General features: G+C 55.5%; 16 protein-coding genes. 3 read left to right on the forward strand and 13 right to left on the reverse strand.

What is annotated here, in order from left to right; all coding sequences use genetic code 11:
- Positions 1-136 precede the first annotated feature (136 nt).
- Entirely contained in the window at positions 137-862 is a 726-nt protein-coding gene (locus M2Q46_RS06725) for an SDR family oxidoreductase (protein ID WP_035272535.1), read from the forward strand.
- A gap of 125 nt (positions 863-987) precedes the next feature.
- Here M2Q46_RS06725 and M2Q46_RS06730 read toward each other — a convergent pair whose 3' ends face one another.
- From M2Q46_RS06730 to M2Q46_RS06765, 8 genes are all read right to left on the reverse strand, one after another.
- Positions 988-1272, reverse strand: coding sequence for a DUF1330 domain-containing protein (locus M2Q46_RS06730; RefSeq protein ID WP_009456520.1), 285 nt, complete (start codon positions 1270-1272; stop codon positions 988-990).
- Between the two features lie 18 nt (positions 1273-1290).
- Positions 1291-2142 (reverse strand): 3-deoxy-8-phosphooctulonate synthase, encoded by an 852-nt coding sequence (gene kdsA / locus M2Q46_RS06735; protein WP_009456521.1) that lies wholly within the window; start codon positions 2140-2142, stop codon positions 1291-1293.
- A gap of 76 nt (positions 2143-2218) precedes the next feature.
- Complete coding sequence (locus M2Q46_RS06740; protein WP_009456523.1) at positions 2219-2599, reverse strand: VOC family protein; 381 nt, start codon at positions 2597-2599, stop codon at positions 2219-2221.
- 88 nt (positions 2600-2687) lie between these two features.
- Positions 2688-4334, reverse strand: a complete 1647-nt coding sequence (locus M2Q46_RS06745; RefSeq protein ID WP_009456525.1) for a CTP synthase — start codon at positions 4332-4334, stop codon at positions 2688-2690.
- A 148-nt stretch (positions 4335-4482) separates the two neighbouring features.
- Positions 4483-6261 (reverse strand): aminopeptidase P family protein, encoded by a 1779-nt coding sequence (locus tag M2Q46_RS06750; RefSeq protein WP_302356936.1) that lies wholly within the window; start codon positions 6259-6261, stop codon positions 4483-4485.
- 93 nt (positions 6262-6354) lie between these two features.
- On the reverse strand, positions 6355-7008 hold the full coding sequence (locus M2Q46_RS06755; protein WP_203145621.1) for a CoA transferase subunit B: 654 nt from the start codon (positions 7006-7008) through the stop codon (positions 6355-6357).
- A gap of 19 nt (positions 7009-7027) precedes the next feature.
- Complete coding sequence (locus M2Q46_RS06760) at positions 7028-7726, reverse strand: CoA transferase subunit A (RefSeq protein ID WP_009456533.1); 699 nt, start codon at positions 7724-7726, stop codon at positions 7028-7030.
- Between the two features lie 122 nt (positions 7727-7848).
- Positions 7849-8271 carry a thioesterase family protein gene (locus M2Q46_RS06765; protein WP_009456536.1) on the reverse strand — a complete coding sequence of 141 codons (423 nt, stop codon included), beginning with the start codon at positions 8269-8271 and terminating at the stop codon, positions 7849-7851.
- A 182-nt stretch (positions 8272-8453) separates the two neighbouring features.
- Here M2Q46_RS06765 and M2Q46_RS06770 point away from each other — a divergent pair, with 182 nt between their 5' ends.
- Positions 8454-10100 (forward strand): electron transfer flavoprotein-ubiquinone oxidoreductase, encoded by a 1647-nt coding sequence (locus tag M2Q46_RS06770; protein WP_035272529.1) that lies wholly within the window; start codon positions 8454-8456, stop codon positions 10098-10100.
- An 84-nt stretch (positions 10101-10184) separates the two neighbouring features.
- On the opposite strand, the gene M2Q46_RS06775 is transcribed toward M2Q46_RS06770, so the two are convergent.
- From M2Q46_RS06775 to M2Q46_RS06785, 3 genes are all read right to left on the reverse strand, one after another.
- A complete protein-coding gene (locus M2Q46_RS06775) occupies positions 10185-11072 on the reverse strand; it encodes a DMT family transporter (RefSeq protein ID WP_031232600.1) in 888 nt (295 codons plus the stop codon).
- Positions 11073-11236: 164 nt separating this feature from the next.
- A complete protein-coding gene (gene acs, locus M2Q46_RS06780) occupies positions 11237-13222 on the reverse strand; it encodes an acetate--CoA ligase (RefSeq protein ID WP_026483085.1) in 1986 nt (661 codons plus the stop codon).
- Positions 13223-13319: 97 nt separating this feature from the next.
- Positions 13320-14624 carry an MFS transporter gene (locus M2Q46_RS06785; RefSeq protein ID WP_026483086.1) on the reverse strand — a complete coding sequence of 435 codons (1305 nt, stop codon included), beginning with the start codon at positions 14622-14624 and terminating at the stop codon, positions 13320-13322.
- Positions 14625-14970: 346 nt separating this feature from the next.
- Between M2Q46_RS06785 and M2Q46_RS06790 the strand changes: the two genes are divergently transcribed.
- Complete coding sequence (locus tag M2Q46_RS06790; protein WP_026483087.1) at positions 14971-15690, forward strand: C40 family peptidase; 720 nt, start codon at positions 14971-14973, stop codon at positions 15688-15690.
- A 112-nt stretch (positions 15691-15802) separates the two neighbouring features.
- Here M2Q46_RS06790 and M2Q46_RS06795 read toward each other — a convergent pair whose 3' ends face one another.
- Together M2Q46_RS06795 and M2Q46_RS06800 are read right to left on the reverse strand one after the other, a co-directional pair.
- Positions 15803-16138: a DUF2325 domain-containing protein gene (locus M2Q46_RS06795; protein ID WP_009456553.1), complete on the reverse strand. Its 336-nt coding sequence runs from the start codon at positions 16136-16138 to the stop codon at positions 15803-15805.
- A gap of 206 nt (positions 16139-16344) precedes the next feature.
- Positions 16345-17295 (reverse strand): CysB family HTH-type transcriptional regulator, encoded by a 951-nt coding sequence (locus M2Q46_RS06800; protein ID WP_009456554.1) that lies wholly within the window; start codon positions 17293-17295, stop codon positions 16345-16347.
- Between the last annotated feature and the right edge of the window lie 16 nt (positions 17296-17311).

Here is a 17311-nt window from a genome sequence, read left to right on the forward strand (position 1 = left end):
GTCAACAATTTTACGAGAGTGATAAAAACCTGACAAGCGCTGCCTGAATCAACCCTTATCCCGGCATCCCGGTACACAATAGCGACCATCCGGAAAGCACCGCTTTCCAAGCACATCCTCCCCACAGGAAAACAGTATGAATATCATGATTGTCGGTGCCAGCATGGGGCTGGGACGCGCCTTGATGGACGGCCTGGCCCAAGACGGCAACACGCTTTATGGCGTGGCTCGCCGGACACCTGCACCATCGGCCAGCCCGCTCAGTCCCGATCCCGGCATCAATCAACACTGGATCAGTGCCGACTTGTCCCAGCCTGACGCCGCCAGCCAATTAGCAGCCGCCTGCCCGCAATCACTGGACGTGCTGATTTATAACCTTGGGATTTGGGAAGACACTGCCTTCAGTGAGGACTACGATTTCCTGTCGCAAAACGATCAGGCCATCCGTCGTCTGGTCGATGTGAATCTGACTGGAGCCTTATTGGCCATACGTCATCTGCTGCCTCATTTACTGCGCAGCAAACAGCCCCGCCTGATTCTGACTGGTTCCACCTCGGGTCTGCGTCAAAGCGGTCGCCCAGAAGTTGCCTTCGGAGCGACAAAATTTGCCTTGAATGGTTTGGCAGATAGTCTGCGTGAAGGCTATAGAGATCAAGGCCTGGCCGTCACTTGCCTGCAACTGGGCTACCTGAATACGGAAGACGGCCTGGATGTGCCACTGCACGCCGCCGCAGAGCGTGACCAGGGCGAGACGATTCCAGTGCATGACGTGCTCACGATTGTGCGTAGCCTGCTGCAACTGTCTCCCGCCAGCTTCATACGTGAGCTGACCCTACCAGCCCTGCGTGATCCGCGTTTCTAAACAGCCACACAACTCCTTCCTGCCATCGTGCTCAAGAAGGTCGGGCTGTGTCCCTGCAAGCATCAAAAAAGGGAGTGTTTTCACACTCCCTTTTTCCTGCCTGACTACATGGCGTAGTCCGATTCTTACAGACCCTGCACCACGTACATCGTCATGTTGGCAGCACCCTCACGTGCTTGACGAGCACGGCGGTATTCCTCGGAATCGTGGAACGCCTGGGCCTGTTCCAGTGTGTCGAACTCCATAACCACGGTACGCAAAGGCGCATTGCCTTCCAGAGTGACCGTTTCACCGCCACGTACCAACACTTTCACGTTGTGGGTTTTCATGGCAATGCTGGAAAACTCCTGGTACTGCTTGTACTGCTCGGGGTTGGTTACTTCGACATTAGCAATCAAAAATGCGGACATAGTGTCTCCAAACTACTTTTAATAGCCGTGCTGCAAGGCACCGCTGTTTTTAACAATCGAATCGATCTGCTGCAATGTCCGCAGCAAGTCTGCCATCTGCGACAGAGGGACAGCATTCGGGCCGTCAGACAAGGCCTTGTCCGGGTTAGGGTGAGTTTCCATGAACACGCCCGACACACCCGCTGCGACAGCAGCACGCGCCAGGACGGGCACAAACTCACGCTGACCACCCGATGTCGTGCCCTGCCCGCCCGGCAACTGTACCGAGTGCGTGGCATCAAACACGACCGGGCAATCCGTGGCGCGCATGATCGCCAGGGACCGCATATCGGACACCAGGTTGTTGTAGCCAAAGGAAGCACCACGCTCACAGACCATGATGGTGGAGCCATCTCCGCCCATTTCCATCGCTGCCGCACGTGCTTTTGCCACCACCTGCACCATATCCTGAGGAGCCAGGAACTGGCCCTTCTTGATATTCACGGGTTTCAGGGTAGCAGCGCAGGCCTGAATAAAGTCGGTCTGACGGCACAGGAAAGCCGGGGTTTGCAGCACATCCACGACGGCCGCCACATCATCGACCTGGTCCTTGTCGTGCACATCGGTCAGGACCGGCACTTTGTAGTGCGAGCGCACATCCGCCAGAATCTGCAGACCTTCGGCCATGCCGGGGCCACGATAAGACTTGTCCGAACTCCGGTTGGCCTTGTCAAACGAGCTTTTGTAGATAAAGGGGATACCCAGAGCCGAGGTAATCTCGGCAAGCTGGCCCGCTGTATCAAACGCCATTTGACGCGATTCAATCACACAAGGGCCAGCGATCAGAAAAAAGGGCCGATCCAGGCCAACGTCGTAACCGCATAAATCCATAATAGACCTCGTTTCAGTATTTCTGCATTCTCCCACATTCCTGACGGCGCTGCTGCACCGCAGTGCAGCAAGCCTGTCAGCCCAATCGTTCGGAGATTTCGATCAGGTTCAAGTCCGGGTCGCGCACATAGACTGAGCGAATCGGGCCGGTAGCTCCTGTACGCTGCACCGGCCCTTCAATAATGGGCCAAGCTTGTGACTGCAGATGCGCGATCACCTGCTCCAGCGGAATGCTGGCAATAAAGCACAGGTCCAGCGCCCCCGGCACCGGTAAATGCGCCTTGGGCTCGAACTCCTGCCCACGCACATGCAAATTGATCTTTTGCGAGCCAAAGCTGAAGGCAATGCGTCCTTGCCCAAAGACTTCCTGCTTCATGCCCAACACTTGTGTATAGAAATGGGTCGTGGCTTGCGGGTCGGTACAGGTCAGCACCAAATGATCCAGCTGTTCGATCATGATTACTCCCAGGAAAGCGGGCAACACACTCTGTCGCCCCGAATGAAAAAGCCCGCGTAGCGCGGGCCTTTTCAGTCATACCAAATTATCAGGCTGATTTTTTCTGGTGGTCCAGAGCAGCTTTGATATAGCTGGTAAACAGCGGATGGCCATCACGCGGAGTGGAAGTGAATTCCGGATGGAATTGCACGCCCATGAACCAGGGATGATCAGGCAGTTCCATGATTTCTGGCAGGTTCTCGGTAGGAGTACGAGCGGAAATCACCATGCCCACTTCTTCCAGACGTGGCACATATAAGGTATTCACTTCGAAACGGTGGCGGTGACGTTCATTTACTTCCGGACCGTAAATGGCTTCAGCACGCGAACCTGGCTTCACTGGGCAACGCTGTGCGCCCTTGCGCATGGTGCCGCCCAAATCGGAGGAACCATCACGGTGCTCAATCTTGCCTTCGCGGTCTGCCCATTCGGTAATCAAGGCCACAACCGGGTGCACGGCCGATGGATCGAATTCGGTCGAGTTCGCGCCCACCAGATTGCCCACATTACGAGCAAATTCAACCACCGCCAATTGCATGCCCAGGCAGATACCCAGGAATGGCACGCCGTTTTCACGAGCGTATTGAATGGCGCGAATCTTGCCTTCGGTACCGCGTTTGCCAAAGCCGCCTGGCACCAGAATGGCGTCCAGACCTTTCAGGCAATCGGTGCCTTCGTTCTCGATGACTTCGGAATCCAGGTACTCGATATTGATACGGGTACGGGTGTGAATACCGGCGTGAACCAGTGCTTCGCTGAGCGACTTGTAGGATTCGGTCAGGTCTACGTACTTGCCGACCATACCGATACGCACTTCGTGCTCCGGATTTTCCAGGGCCTGTACCAGACGATCCCACATGGACAGATCAGCCGGTGGAGGCGACAGCGCCAATGCATCGCACACCAGGCTGTCCAGGCCTTGCTTGTGCAGCATGGCTGGAATCTTGTAGATGGAATCCGCATCCCACACCGAAATCACGGCGTCCATGGGCACGTTGGAGAACAGCGAAATCTTGGCCAGTTCGTCGTCAGGAATGACGCGATCCGCACGGCACAGCAAAGCGTGTGGGTGAATACCGATTTCACGCAGCTTTTGCACCGAGTGCTGGGTAGGTTTGGTTTTCAGCTCGCCTGCCGATGCAATGAAAGGCACCAGCGTCAGGTGAACAAAAGCGGTGTTGTTGCGGCCCAGACGCAGATTCATCTGGCGGGCAGCTTCCAGGAAAGGTTGGGATTCGATATCACCCACTGTGCCGCCGATCTCGACGATGGCAACATCGGCCTCACCATTGTAGGCAGCCTTGGCGCCACGAATGATGAAATCCTGGATTTCGTTGGTGATGTGCGGGATAACCTGCACGGTCTTGCCCAGATAGTCCCCGCGACGCTCTTTGCGCAGCACGGATTCGTAAATCTGGCCCGTGGTGAAGTTGTTGACCTTGCGCATGCGAGCGGAAATAAAGCGCTCGTAGTGGCCCAGGTCCAGGTCGGTTTCCGCACCATCCTCAGTAACAAACACTTCACCGTGCTGGAAGGGGCTCATGGTGCCCGGATCTACGTTGATGTAGGGATCCAGCTTGAGCATAGTCACGCGCAAACCGCGGGACTCCAGGATGGCAGCCAGGGATGCAGCCGCAATACCTTTGCCCAGGGAGGACACAACGCCTCCCGTTACGAATACATATTTGGTGGTCATTATAAAAGGCGCCTGAGGTCAAATCAGGCGATAGCGGGAAATTTGGATTATAACGGCAAGCGCCCATGCTTGGCGACCCGACTAGTGGCATTTCACAGCGGAAATACCACTAGCCCTTGCAGCTATTGACAAGAGCAGAGGGTGGCGATCAGATCGCCTGCGTCCTTTGCTCAAGCCACTTGCGTGCATCCCCCTGAACACGAGGCAAGAGACGTTCACGCACTTGCTGATGATATTCATTGAGCCAGTTACGCTCGGCAGCCGTCAGTAGTGCGGCATCTATACAACGCGTATCAATGGGGCACAGGGTCAGGGTTTCAAAACGCAGGAACTGCCCGTACTCGCTGCGCAGGGCCGGAACCGCCGCCACCAGATTCTCGATGCGAATGCCCCATTGGCCGGGACGGTACAAGCCAGGCTCGTTGGAAGTAATCATGCCGGCACGCATGGCGGAATGAGGCCCGATACGACCGCGCCAGGAAATGGACTGCGGGCCTTCATGCACATTCATGAAGTAACCCACGCCATGGCCAGTCCCATGACCGAAGTCCAGGCCCTGCTCCCACAAAGGCTGACGGGCCAGTACATCAATTTGCTGACCGGCAATGCCTTCCGGGAACACCAGCATGGACAAGGACACCATGCCTTTGAGCACCAGCGTGAAGTCACGAATCTGCTCGGCAGACACCTGACCTACCGGCACTACACGGGTAATGTCGGTCGTCCCACCCTGATACTGCCCACCTGAGTCGATCAGCAACAGGCCATTACCCTCAATACGGGCATGGGACTGCTGGGTAGCCTGATAGTGCGGCATGGCACCATTGGCGTTATAAGCGGCAATCGTACCAAAGCTGGGGCTGACAAAACCTTCCTGACGAGCTCGCGCCGCGCAGATATGTTCGTCCACATCCAGCTCATTGACATCGCTTTGCTGTTCAAACCAGGCAAAGAACTCGCACAAGGCAGCGCCGTCTTTTTCCATGGTTTCACGCACATGATCCAGCTCGGCATCGGTCTTGCAGGACTTGAGCAATTGAGCCGGGTTGATGTATTCGACCACATTCAAATGCGCAGCCAGTTGGGCGGCCCAGGCCGTGGTCCGAGCCATATCCAGCAAGATGGGCATGGATGCCGGCAAAGCGCGCATGAAGGAGGACAGTTCGGTATAGCCTTGAACTTGCACGCCATCCGCAGCCAACGCCTCCTGTATGCCTGCTGACAGCTTGTTGCTATCCACAAACAGAAACGCCTGATCCGGGCCTATCAGCAGGTACGACAGGAACACCGGGTTATAGGACACATCGCTGCCGCGTAAATTCAAGGTCCAGGCAATATCATCGAGCGCACTCAGCAAATGCCAATGTGCCCCCTGCTCCTGCATGGCCGCCCGCGTGCTGCTCAAGTTTTCCTGACGAGTGCGGCAGGCAAACGGGGGTAAATGCTCCACCACCTGACCAACAGGTGCAGCAGGTCGCTCCGTCCAGATCGGGCTGAGCAAGTCGGCCTCCAGCACCCACTCCAGCTCCGGCGTAGCCTTTTGCCAGGCCAGCAGACTTTGTGCCGACACCGACTGGCTATCCAGTGCCACCCGCGATTGAGCAGACAGATGCTCGGCCAGCCAGTTGGCAGGCTCGGGCACCCCGGCCTCGCCCGCACGTTGCAATTGAATGCCGCTACCCTCCAGCTCCTTGGCAGCCTGCTCCCAATAACGGCTATCGGTCCACAAACCGGCCCAATTTGCCGTCACCACCAGGAGCCCGGCCGACCCGACAAATCCGCTTAGCCACTGACGGCTTTTCCAGCGATCGGGCAGGTATTCAGACAGATGGGGGTCAGATGTAGGCCAGATACTTGCCTGCACGGACTGAAATTGCATTTGTTCGCGCAGCGCCTGCAAGCGTGCGGCAACGGGGGGATGGGCCATGCCAACTTCCTTTACATAAACAGCGTTCACGCACCGATCAAGCATAAAAAAAGCTCCGACTCGCGCCGAAGCTTTTTTAGCCAGAGAGACCGATCAGGCCAAAGCACTGACGTCCAGCGGGACGCCTGTCTTGGACTGAATGTACTCAAGGCTGACTTCTGGTGCCAACTCAAGCAACTTTAAACCATTTTCCGTCACTTCCATCACCCCCAGATCGGTAATGATGAGGTCAACCACACCCACGCCCGTCAGGGGCAAGGTGCAAGAAGGCAGAATTTTCAGGTCTTCCGTGCCGTCTTTCTTGGTGGCTACGTGTTCCATCAGAACCACGACACGGCCAACGCCAGCGACCAGGTCCATGGCACCGCCCATACCCTTGATCATCTTGCCGGGGATCATCCAGTTGGCCAGATCACCCTTTTCCGACACCTGCATGGCGCCCAGAATCGCGATATTGATCTTGCCGCCACGAATCATGGCAAACGAGTCTGCCGAGGAAAAGATGGACGAACCGGGCAAGGTGGTGATGGTTTGCTTGCCGGCGTTGATCAGGTCAGCGTCAATCTTGTCCTCAGTCGGAAAGGGGCCGATACCCAGCAAACCGTTTTCCGACTGCAGCCAGACCTCAATGCCGTCGGGCACGTGGTTGGCAACCAGCGTAGGCAAACCGATACCCAGGTTGACGTAAAAGCCGTCCTGAAGCTCCAGAGCGGCGCGTGCCGCCATTTGATCTCTATTCCAAGCCATTATTATCTTGCCTCGCTAATCAGGAAGAACGAACGGTACGCTGTTCAATGCGCTTTTCGGGCTGGGCATTGAGCACGATACGGTGCACGTAAATGCCGGGCAAATGCACATCATCCGGGTCCAGGCTGCCGGTCTCGACAATTTCCTCGACCTCGACAATGGTGATTTTTCCAGCCATGGCCACGTTCGGGTTGAAGTTGCGCGCGGTCTTGCGAAACACCAGGTTGCCGCTGCGGTCGGCCTTGTAAGCTTTAACCAGCGATACATCGGGCACCAGGGCCTCTTCCATCACGTATTGCTGACCATTGAACTCGCGGATTTCCTTACCGTCAGCCACGATAGTACCCACACCCGTTGCGGTAAAGAACGCAGGGATGCCTGCGCCACCGGCACGCAGCTTTTCAGCCAGTGTGCCCTGAGGAGTGAACTCCAGTTCCAGCTCGCCCGCCAGATACTGGCGCTCGAACTCCTTGTTTTCGCCCACATAGGAGGAAATCATCTTGCGGATCTGGCGTGTTTCCAGCAACTGACCCAGACCAAAGCCATCCACCCCGGCATTATTGCTAATGCAGGTCAGGTTTTTGACTCCGCTATCGCGCAGCGCAGCAATCAGCGCTTCGGGAATTCCGCACAGGCCGAATCCACCTACAGCGACTGTCTGTCCGTCGGCAACGACCCCCTGCAACGCCTCCTTGGCGCTTGGATAGACTTTATTCAATTGACTCTCCAATAACTCTTTAATTGGCCTAAACAGCAAACTTTGTCCAATAATGCCGCTATGCACCATACAGTGCTATCAGGCATTCTACGACTTGACTATGCTTTCCGTATACGTAAAGCTTAACCCTGAAAAACCGAGTGTATCTGTTTACGCTCATCTTCGGTCCAAGGTTGTGAGCCGCCTTGGGGGTTAATGGACACGAGCACACAGCGGCCACGTGCATAAATGACATCAGCTTGATTTGCGTCACACACAAAGACTTCCAACTCAATGCTGCTGCCACCGACTTTCAGCAATTTGTGCACAATCCGCACAGTGGCCGGATACAGGACCGAACGCAGGAAATCCAGGCTGGCGTGCGCCAGCACCCCGGTACGTGGAGAAGGTGGCACCATGCCCAGCTTCATCATTAACTGGACACGGGCTTCCTCGATGTAGCGAAAGTAGACCGTATTGTTAACATGATTCATGGCATCCAGATCGCCCCAGCGCACGGCAATATCAAAAGTGGCTCCTGCACCAGAATCTACTACTTGTGTCATTACATGCTCTCCTTACTGATATTTACTGATGAAGCCGGAAGCCAAGGGGCACTGCCTCTGGCCTCTGAACTCAAAACGGGATTGCTCAGACTACAATACAATCGACCGTACGCACAGTACACGAATTTCACCCGCCAACAATCAAGAACAAAGCGCTAAGCCGTAATAGGAGATCAGCAGCAATGTCTGAACGTGAATCGATGGAATATGACGTTATTATCGTCGGCGCTGGCCCTGCAGGCCTGGCCACCGCGATACGTCTTAAACAGCTCGCCCAAGAAAAAGAACAAGAAATCAGCGTCTGTGTCCTGGAAAAAGGCGCTGAAGTGGGTGCCCATATCCTGTCAGGCGCTGTCATGGACACGCGCGCCCTGGACGAGCTGCTGCCAGACTGGAAAGCGCAAGGCGCTCCTATTTCGGTAGAAGTGACTGAAGACAAATTCCTTTTCCTGACCGAAAAAGGCGCACGCAGCACCCCGATGTGGTTGCTGCCTGACTGTTTTAAAAACCATGGCAATTACATTGTTCGCCTGGGCAATGTCGTGCAATGGATGGGTGAACAGGCCGAGGCCCTGGGCGTGGATATTTTCCCCGGCTTTGCCGCTGCCCACATTCTGTATGACGACAACGGCGCGGTCCGTGGCGTCCTGACGGGCGATATGGGTGTGGCCCGTGACGGCACGCACACCGCCCACTATCAACCCGGCATGGAACTGCTGGCGTCCTACACCATTTTTGCCGAAGGTTCGCGTGGCCACCTGGGCCGTGAGCTGACCGAGCGTTTCAAGCTGGACGAGTCCCGCAATGCCCAAAGCTACGGCATTGGCATTAAAGAGTTGTGGGAAGTGGACCCCTCTCAATCGCAGCCCGGCCTGGTGATCCACACTGCTGGCTGGCCACTGGATTCGGACACCTACGGCGGCTCTTTCCTGTACCACCTGGATAACAATCTGGTCATGGTCGGGATGGTAGTCGGTCTGGATTACGCCAACCCCTGGCTGTCTCCCTTTGAAGAATTTCAGCGCTACAAAACCCACCCTGCCCTGCGCGCCACGTTTGAAGGTGGCAAGCGCATTGCTTACGGGGCTCGCTCCCTGACCGCCGGTGGTTTGCTGGCATTACCCAAGCTCAGCTTCCCCGGTGGTGCTTTGGTCGGTTGTGATGCCGGTTTCCTGAATGCTTCGCGCATCAAGGGTAGCCACGCTGCGATCAAATCCGGCTCCCTGGCCGCTGAAGCCGCTTTTGAAGCCTTGCAAGCCGGACGCAAGCAAGACGAGCTGTCACAATTTGCCGAAAAGTTCAAACAGTCCTGGCTGCATGAGGAGCTGAACAAGGCCCGCAACTTCAAGCAATGGTTCAAGAAAGGCCGCTCGATTGCGTCCGTCATGACCTTTGTGGAGCAAGGCCTGTTCAAAGGAAAAATGCCTTGGACACTGCGCAACAACAAGCCTGACCACGCCTGTTTGCAGCCTGCAGCCGAATGCGCGCGTATCGACTACCCCAAGCCAGATGGCAAGATCACCTTCGATCGTCTCAGCTCCGTGTTTATTTCAAACACCAACCACGAAGAAGACGAACCTGTCCACCTGACGCTGAAAGATCCGTCCGTTCCTGTGGCGGTGAACCTGGCTCGCTACGGTGGCCCCGAAGCCCGTTTCTGTCCGGCTGGCGTATACGAGTTCATCAAGACTGAAACCGGCGACGACAAGCTGCAGATCAATGCACAGAACTGCGTGCACTGCAAAACCTGTGACATCAAGGACCCCACCCAGAATATCGTCTGGGTTCCCCCGCAAGGCGGCGAAGGTCCGGTGTACAACGGCATGTAAAAACAAATCTGGCCTTGGTGTCACCACCAAGGCCAGAAGTGTTAATGTCGAAAAAGCCACCCCTCAGGGTGGCTTTTTTTTGCTCTATGACTTGCGAGACCGGCTGGGCCAGTTCACTACGAACAGCCCCAATAGAATCAGGCCTGTCCCCATTAACTCCAGTTGAGTTGGCCATTCGTCCAGCAACAGCCAGGCCAGCAAAACAGTCAGTGCAGGCACGCCCAGACTGGACATCCCCGCCAAGGTCGCACTGACACGACTGACTACCGCCATCCACAGCAGCCAACCTACCCCAGTTGCAATCACGCCCAGGTACAGAACGCCACTGAACATCTGCCATTCCATCACGATAGGACGCTGGGAAATCAGGAAGCTCAAGGGCAGAACAATCACAATCCCCAGAAGACACTGCCAGACTGTGGCATTGAGCAGCTCCACTCGATGACGCTCAAATAGCTGTTTGGAGAAAACCGCCCCCAAGGCCCAGCTCACGCCACTCAATGTCGCCAGAACCGAACCAAGTATGCCGCCCATTCCTTCCCAGGGCGCAATCAGAAGCATCAAGCCCAAAATCGCGGGCACCATACCCATTACGTGACGTTTCTGAGGTCGTTGCCCCAACATGGGCCAGGACAACAGCAGAATCCAGATTGGCATGGTGTAGGCCAGGGCCACCATCTTGCCTGCCCCACCGGCTTGCAAGGAAAACTGGCTAAGCAGTTGAAAGCCGGTAGTCTGGAAAATGGCAACACCCAGGCTCAGCTTCCATGGCGTAGGCCGTAAATGCCCGCCTTTAAGACGCAGCACCAGCCATAAAAAAACAAATGCCACCGCATAGCGTGCTGCAATCAGATCCACTGGCCCGATGTAGACAGTCATCGCCTTCATCACGACCCAGCTCATGCCCCAGGTCAGTACCACCAAGCCCATCAGCGCCAAAGCGCCCCTGTCTGCCTGCTGTTCCCCGCTCAAACCTTTCCCCTTTTCTTTGAATTCATGGACCGATGTTTTGGCCACGGACTCAATGCTAGGCTAATTCCACACTGCGCAGGTTTTCAGTAACAAAATAATCAGGAGAAATAAAAAAACCCTGGCTCTGCAAAGAAACCAGGGTCAAACAGGAACTACCAAAAAAATTAGTGTGCTTCGGACAACTGATCCAGAATGGCCGGATTCTCCAGCGTGGATACGTCTTGGGTGATCGGCTCGTTATTGGCAACAAAGCGCAGCAAACGACGCATGATCTTGCCCGAACGTGTCTTGGGCAGGTTTTCACCAAAGCGGATCTCACGAGGCTTGGCGATAGGACCGATTTCCTTGCCTACCCAATTGCGCAGCTCAGTGGCAACCTTGTCGGCCTCTTCGCCGGAAGGCAGATCGCCATTTAGCACCACAAAGGCCACAATGGCTTCACCTGTCGTTGGGTCAGGCTTGCCCACAACAGCGGCTTCAGCGACCAGCGGGTGTGCCACCAGAGCAGACTCCACTTCCATCGTGCCCAAGCGGTGGCCCGAAACGTTCAGCACGTCGTCGATACGGCCCATGACCCAGAAGTAACCGTCAGTATCACGCTGTGCGCCGTCACCGGCCAGGTAATAGCCTTTCAGCTCGGGTGGGAAGTAGCTTTTCACGAAACGGTCTGGATCGCCCCAGATGGTGCGGATCATATTGGGCCAAGGCTTGCGAATGACCAGGAAGCCGCCATTGCCGCGTTCCGCTTCTTCACCCACCTCGTCCACAATGGCAACGTCCATGCCGGGGAACGGCAGGCCGCAGGAACCGGGTTTCAGAGGAGTGGCACCAGGCAAGGGAGTAATGACGTGACCGCCGGTCTCCGTTTGCCACCAGGTATCCACAATGGGGCAACGCTCGCGGCCCACATTCTTGAAATACCACATCCAGGCTTCGGGGTTGATGGGTTCACCCACCGAACCGATGATGCGCAGGGTGTCCAGATTGTATTGCTTGGGGTGAATGGCCTCGTCCGCTTCGGCTGCCTTGGTCAAGGAGCGAATAGCGGTAGGTGCGGTGTAGAACACCGTCACGCCGTGGCGTTCAATCATGTTCCAGAAACGGCCGGCATCCGGATAGGTAGGCACGCCTTCAAACACAACCTGCGTCACGCCGGCAGCCAGAGGGCCGTAAGTAATGAAGGTGTGGCCTGTTACCCAACCGATATCGGCGGTACACCAGAACACATCGCTGTCCTTGGCATCGAAGGTCCACTGCACGCTCAGCATGGCACCCAGCAGATAACCTGCCGAGGAGTGCTGCACGCCTTTAGGTTTGCCCGTAGAGCCGGAGGTGTACAGAACAAACAGAGGGTGCTCTGCATTCACGGACACGGCTGGGCACTCGCTACCTTGACCTTTGACAGCATCTTCCCACCACAGATCGCGACCTTCATGCCAGGCAACGGGACCGCCCGTGCGCTTGTACACAATGACGTGACGCACGGCTTCGCAGTCACCGCCGCTCAGGGCTTCGTCAACTGCATTTTTCAGGGGGATGGCACGGCCACCACGACGCTGTTCGTCAGCGGTAATGACCAGGGAGGCACCCACGTCCACGGCACGTTCGTGCAGGCTCTTGGCCGAGAAACCACCAAACACGACGGAGTGAGTAATACCCAAACGGGCACATGCTTGCATGGCCACAATGGCCTGCACCGACATGGGCATGTAGATCAGGGCACGTTCGCCCGTCTTGTAACCCAGGGCTTTCAAACCATTGGCAAACTGGCAAACCTGTTCATACAGTTCGCGGAAGGTCACTTTGGTGACTTCACCACCGTCGGCTTCAAAGATCAGTGCAGTTTTGTTTTCAGTGGGGGTGCCAAGGTGCTTGTCCAGACAGTTGGCCGAGACGTTCAACTCGCCATCATGGAACCACTTGTAAAACGGGGGCTTGCTGTCGTCCAGAACCTGGGTAAAAGGCTTGGTCCAGACCAGACGATCGCGGGCCAACTCCGCCCAGAAACCGGGGTTGTCCTGCTCGGCTTTCTGGCAAAGCTCCTGGTAGGCCGCCATGCCAGCAATGCTTGCTTCGCGTTCCAGTTTGGGGAACACGGGAAAGACTCGGCTTTCCGACAGGACGGATTCAATAGACGTTGGACCGCTCATGGTGTTGGCTCCTTTATTTTCCAGATTTGGTGTTTTTTTTGGGCCACGCATGGGCAGCCCAGCTTAATTTTATATAAACGTAACGCGCCTTACTTACTCAATCCTGACAACTGAGATCGGCTTGATTCTTGGCCAAAATGCCGCGCTGAAAATTCAAACGCGACAGGATCAGCAGGCCCGCCAGAAAGAATAATCCCGTGCAGGCCAGAGCCAAGCGGTGGTTCCCGCCGCTTAGCCAAGTCACCAGACCGTAAGACAGCGGACCACATACTGCGGCCAGTTGAATGGCAAAGGTCCACAAGGCAAAAAACTCAGCCAGACGACTCTTGGGAGCCAGCAGTCCAACCATGGCTCGCCCTGCACTTTGGCTACTCCCTATGCATAGCCCGGCGACGGCTGCCGCCGCCCAGAACCCGGCCAAGGAACGCGTGCTGACAGCAATTCCCACCATGACCAGCCACGCGCACAGCGTCAGTGCCAGAGCACGTCTATGGCCGATGCGATCCTGCACATGTCCAAACAACAAAGCCCCCACAGCGGCCGCAATATTGACGGTAAAGATCAGCGTCATGGTTTGCGCCATGGTGAAACCCATGGCCTCGGTGGCGTACACCGCCGACAAAGTAATAATGACGGCAATCCCGGCTTGATAGGCAGCACCACATAACAACAAGGTGCGGAAATCGGGAAAATGCTGATGCACATCACGCGCCGATGCAATCAGGCGCGACAACATGCCCTGCTGCTCTGCCCCGCTGGGTGCACTGCGCTCGCGCAGAAACAGAAAAGAAGGCAAGGCTGACAAGGCAAACAAGGCAGCCGTAATCAGGGCGATACCGGGCACATACTCTTGAGCCGTCCATCCTTGCGATGTCGCCCAGGTCAGAAAAGCCAGGGAAAGGCCCAAGGCCAACATGCCACCAAAATAACCAAAACCCCAGCCCCAACCGGAGACACGCCCCAAGGCGTCAGGCCGGGCAATTTCCGGCAAGAAAGCGCCGATGATGGACTCACCTATGCAGTAGCAATAATTGGATAAAGCGATGAAAACCAGGGCCCAGACAATGTCATTGGGACCGGCCCAATACAGCATCACGGTTGCCGACACACAGCCTATGGTGCTGCTGAACAAAAGTCGCCTTTTGCCTTGACGTGCATCGGCTTTTGCACCGAGCCCCGGCATGGTCAACATGATGCTCAAATACGAAGCGGACAAGGCCAAGGTCCACGCCAAGGTAGCCCAGCTGCGGCCTTCGGCGACGACACCAACAAAATAGGCACTGTAAACACTGGTCAAAATGACGGTGGTGTAGCCAGAGTTTGCGAAATCATACATAGCCCAAGCCCACAACTCGCGCAGCCGTACTCCTTCGTTTAGGGCTTTCCCTAGGGCTTGTCCCATAAATCGCATCATTCAATCCCTATAAACAGTAAAAATTCGCTCTATTTCGGCTAACTTTCAACAAGTCAGCAAGAACAGCACTGGACCCATGCACAGGGCCTGAAAACCGCTGTCAGCCGCACTTTGCAACAGTATGATTCAATCGCAAAATACACTCCTACAATGCTTTACGGTGCAATTATCATCCGGTACACTGCCAAACATTCAACGCACAGCAACGTCCGGCAAAGTATGGTGCTTTTAGCCATACTTACAGCCCTGATACCCATCAATTGCTGCTAATTTCAGCAAAAATAGGCATCAAGGTTGTGCTGCTGCCCACCAAGTCCTTAAAAAAGCCCTGGTCATGCCGCCACATTACCTGAATCCACCCGCACTTTTGCACATTACCTATCGCAGCGCCAAGTATCTTTTGTTAGCCGGCGCGCTTGCTCTGACAGGGTGTGCCACCACTGGAACTCAACAGTCCAGCCAGAACAAAGATCGTGCAGAACTGGATCACGGCTATTACGCCGACTACGAATTCCAGACCGAGTCCGACCCTCTGGGTACATATCTAGCTAACCGCGCTCGCAATGACATCAATATTGCGTACAGCAGCGATCGTCGCCAAGGGCGCGCCGAAAGCCGCAGTAGCCAAGCTTCTTCCTCTACCCACGGCCTTGCCAACGCCGCCCTGAACTTCCTGGGCGTGAAGTACAGTTTTGGTGGCGATGCTCCCAGCACTGGCTTTGATTGCAGCGGTTTGGTGTCCTACGTGGCTGAAAAGTCCCTGGGTCTGAAACTGCCCCGCCAATCCAAGGACATTGCCAAAGAAGGCACTTCGGTTAACCGTAGCGAGCTGCGCAAAGGTGACCTGGTCTTCTTCAATACTCGTGGCGCTCGTTTCTCTCACGTAGGCATTTACCTGGGTGATGACAAATTTGTCCACGCCCCTCGCACTGGCGCTGTTGTCCGCGTCGAGAGCATGGAAGTGGGTTACTGGAAAAAACGCTATAACGGCGCACGCCGTCTGGCGGCTGCCGATACGCAGCAGTCCGAAGCTCGTTTGCGTAGCGTCAAATAAGACCACCCTGCTGCCAAACCGGCAGCACACAAAAAAGCCACTGTTTCATAACAGTGGCTTTTTTTTAATCTGTAAAGATTCCTTCTTTGCCCCAGTAAGTCATGCCGCCAATCTAGTGGCTCTTGGACTTACCGAGCGGACAAGATTCACAATAGCCGCATTGGGTTAAGGCTTGCTTCATGCTACAAACCGAGCGTCGGCAGGCAACTACTCGAATACCGGACTTCAAGGCAGCAGCCCGGAAGGTTTTCATGACGTTGTGACCCAGGAAGTCGGTCAGCAAAATCAGCAAATCGGTGCCGGAAGGCAACTGCAGGGTTTTTTTCTGGTGGGCTGGATCACGCCCGCTAATATGATGTTTGATCGAGATATTGTGGATCTTGAGCAAGTCGGGAATGTTCCCCAGACGGTCTGCTCCAACCACGACTGCACTGACGTATTGAGACACAGGAAGCTCCATTGGCTAAGAAAGTTGGATAATGATAATCATTCTTATTATCATAGTCAATTGAGTCGATAGCTTGTTTCAATTTTTACTTATAGCCTTTGACCATAAGCTCTCACCTGCCCTGCAAAACCACGCCGACCGCACAAACAATAAGGGCCACCGTGTAATCACGATGGCCCTTATTGCCAACTAAACAGTGGCTAGCTCTACAACGGGCCACCAGCTTGTTTCTCGTCCAGAGCGCTCAGCACCACATCCCGGGTCAATTCCGGTGCCAGCATCTCCAGCAGTTCAAAAATATAGTCACGCAGGAAAGCCCCAGCTTTCACCGCCACCTTGGTGTGGTGTGCGCCAAACAAATGCCCTGCTGGCAGGCCCACCAGACCCTTGTCACGACGCGGATCGAACGCGATGCCTGCGATGATACCGATACCCAGACCGACATCAACGTAGGTTTTGATCACGTCAGCATCAATAGCTTCCAGCACAATATCCGGAGTGATGCCATGCTTGGCAAAGGCCTCGTCGATCGAACCTCGGCCCGAGAAAGCATGGTCGTAAGTCACGATGGGGTATTGCGCCAGGGTTTCAATGGACAACTGCTTGTTGGCAGGCAAATCAGCCAGTGGATGGTCCGGCGTCACCACCACCGTATGCTCCCAGGTGTAAACCGGCAAGGCGACCAGGCCCGGCGTCAGTGCCAGGGTTTCGGTAGCGATGGCCACGTCAGCCTGCTCATGTATCACCATCTGGGCCAGCACAGGCGGGCTGCCTTCAGCCAAGGACATATGGACCTTGGGAAAGCGACGGCGAAATTCAGGGATCACCTTGGGCAGCAAATATCGTGCCTGGGCGTGGGTACAAGCGATCACCAAGGTGCCTTCATCACGGCGGGCGAAGTCGTCGCTGACACGCTTGAGGTTGTCGATCTCGCGCATGATGCGGTCGATCACCTCGGCGACAGCTTCGCCCGGTCGGGTCAAGCCCTTAATGCGTTTTCCATGACGTTCAAAAATCTTGATGCCCAGTTCATCTTCAAACTCGATGATCGCTTTGGACACCCCCGGCTGGGAGGTATAGAGCGAGCGAGCGGCTTCAGTCAGATTGAAGTTACGTCGGATGGTCTCTCGGACAAAGCGGAATTGTTGAATATTCATATGTTAATAGCCCCAG

Source organism: Alcaligenes sp. YSL9 (genome assembly GCF_030515105.1).
In the GTDB taxonomy this organism is placed as follows: Bacteria; Pseudomonadota; Gammaproteobacteria; order Burkholderiales; family Burkholderiaceae_B; genus Alcaligenes; species Alcaligenes phenolicus.

Bases quoted from the DNA above. Each gene is read 5' to 3' on its own strand.
- M2Q46_RS06725 (WP_035272535.1), top strand. From the start codon at position 137: ATGAATATCATGATTGTCGGTGCCAGCATGGGGCTGGGACGCGCCTTG.
- M2Q46_RS06730 (WP_009456520.1), bottom strand. From the start codon at position 1,272: ATGTCCGCATTTTTGATTGCTAATGTCGAAGTAACCAACCCCGAGCAG.
- kdsA (WP_009456521.1), bottom strand. From the start codon at position 2,142: ATGGATTTATGCGGTTACGACGTTGGCCTGGATCGGCCCTTTTTTCTG.
- M2Q46_RS06740 (WP_009456523.1), bottom strand. From the start codon at position 2,599: ATGATCGAACAGCTGGATCATTTGGTGCTGACCTGTACCGACCCGCAA.
- M2Q46_RS06745 (WP_009456525.1), bottom strand. From the start codon at position 4,334: ATGACCACCAAATATGTATTCGTAACGGGAGGCGTTGTGTCCTCCCTG.
- M2Q46_RS06750 (WP_302356936.1), bottom strand. From the start codon at position 6,261: ATGGCCCATCCCCCCGTTGCCGCACGCTTGCAGGCGCTGCGCGAACAA.
- M2Q46_RS06755 (WP_203145621.1), bottom strand. From the start codon at position 7,008: ATGGCTTGGAATAGAGATCAAATGGCGGCACGCGCCGCTCTGGAGCTT.
- M2Q46_RS06765 (WP_009456536.1), bottom strand. From the start codon at position 8,271: ATGACACAAGTAGTAGATTCTGGTGCAGGAGCCACTTTTGATATTGCC.
- M2Q46_RS06770 (WP_035272529.1), top strand. From the start codon at position 8,454: ATGTCTGAACGTGAATCGATGGAATATGACGTTATTATCGTCGGCGCT.
- acs (WP_026483085.1), bottom strand. From the start codon at position 13,222: ATGAGCGGTCCAACGTCTATTGAATCCGTCCTGTCGGAAAGCCGAGTC.
- M2Q46_RS06785 (WP_026483086.1), bottom strand. From the start codon at position 14,624: ATGGGACAAGCCCTAGGGAAAGCCCTAAACGAAGGAGTACGGCTGCGC.
- M2Q46_RS06790 (WP_026483087.1), top strand. From the start codon at position 14,971: ATGCCGCCACATTACCTGAATCCACCCGCACTTTTGCACATTACCTAT.
- M2Q46_RS06800 (WP_009456554.1), bottom strand. From the start codon at position 17,295: ATGAATATTCAACAATTCCGCTTTGTCCGAGAGACCATCCGACGTAAC.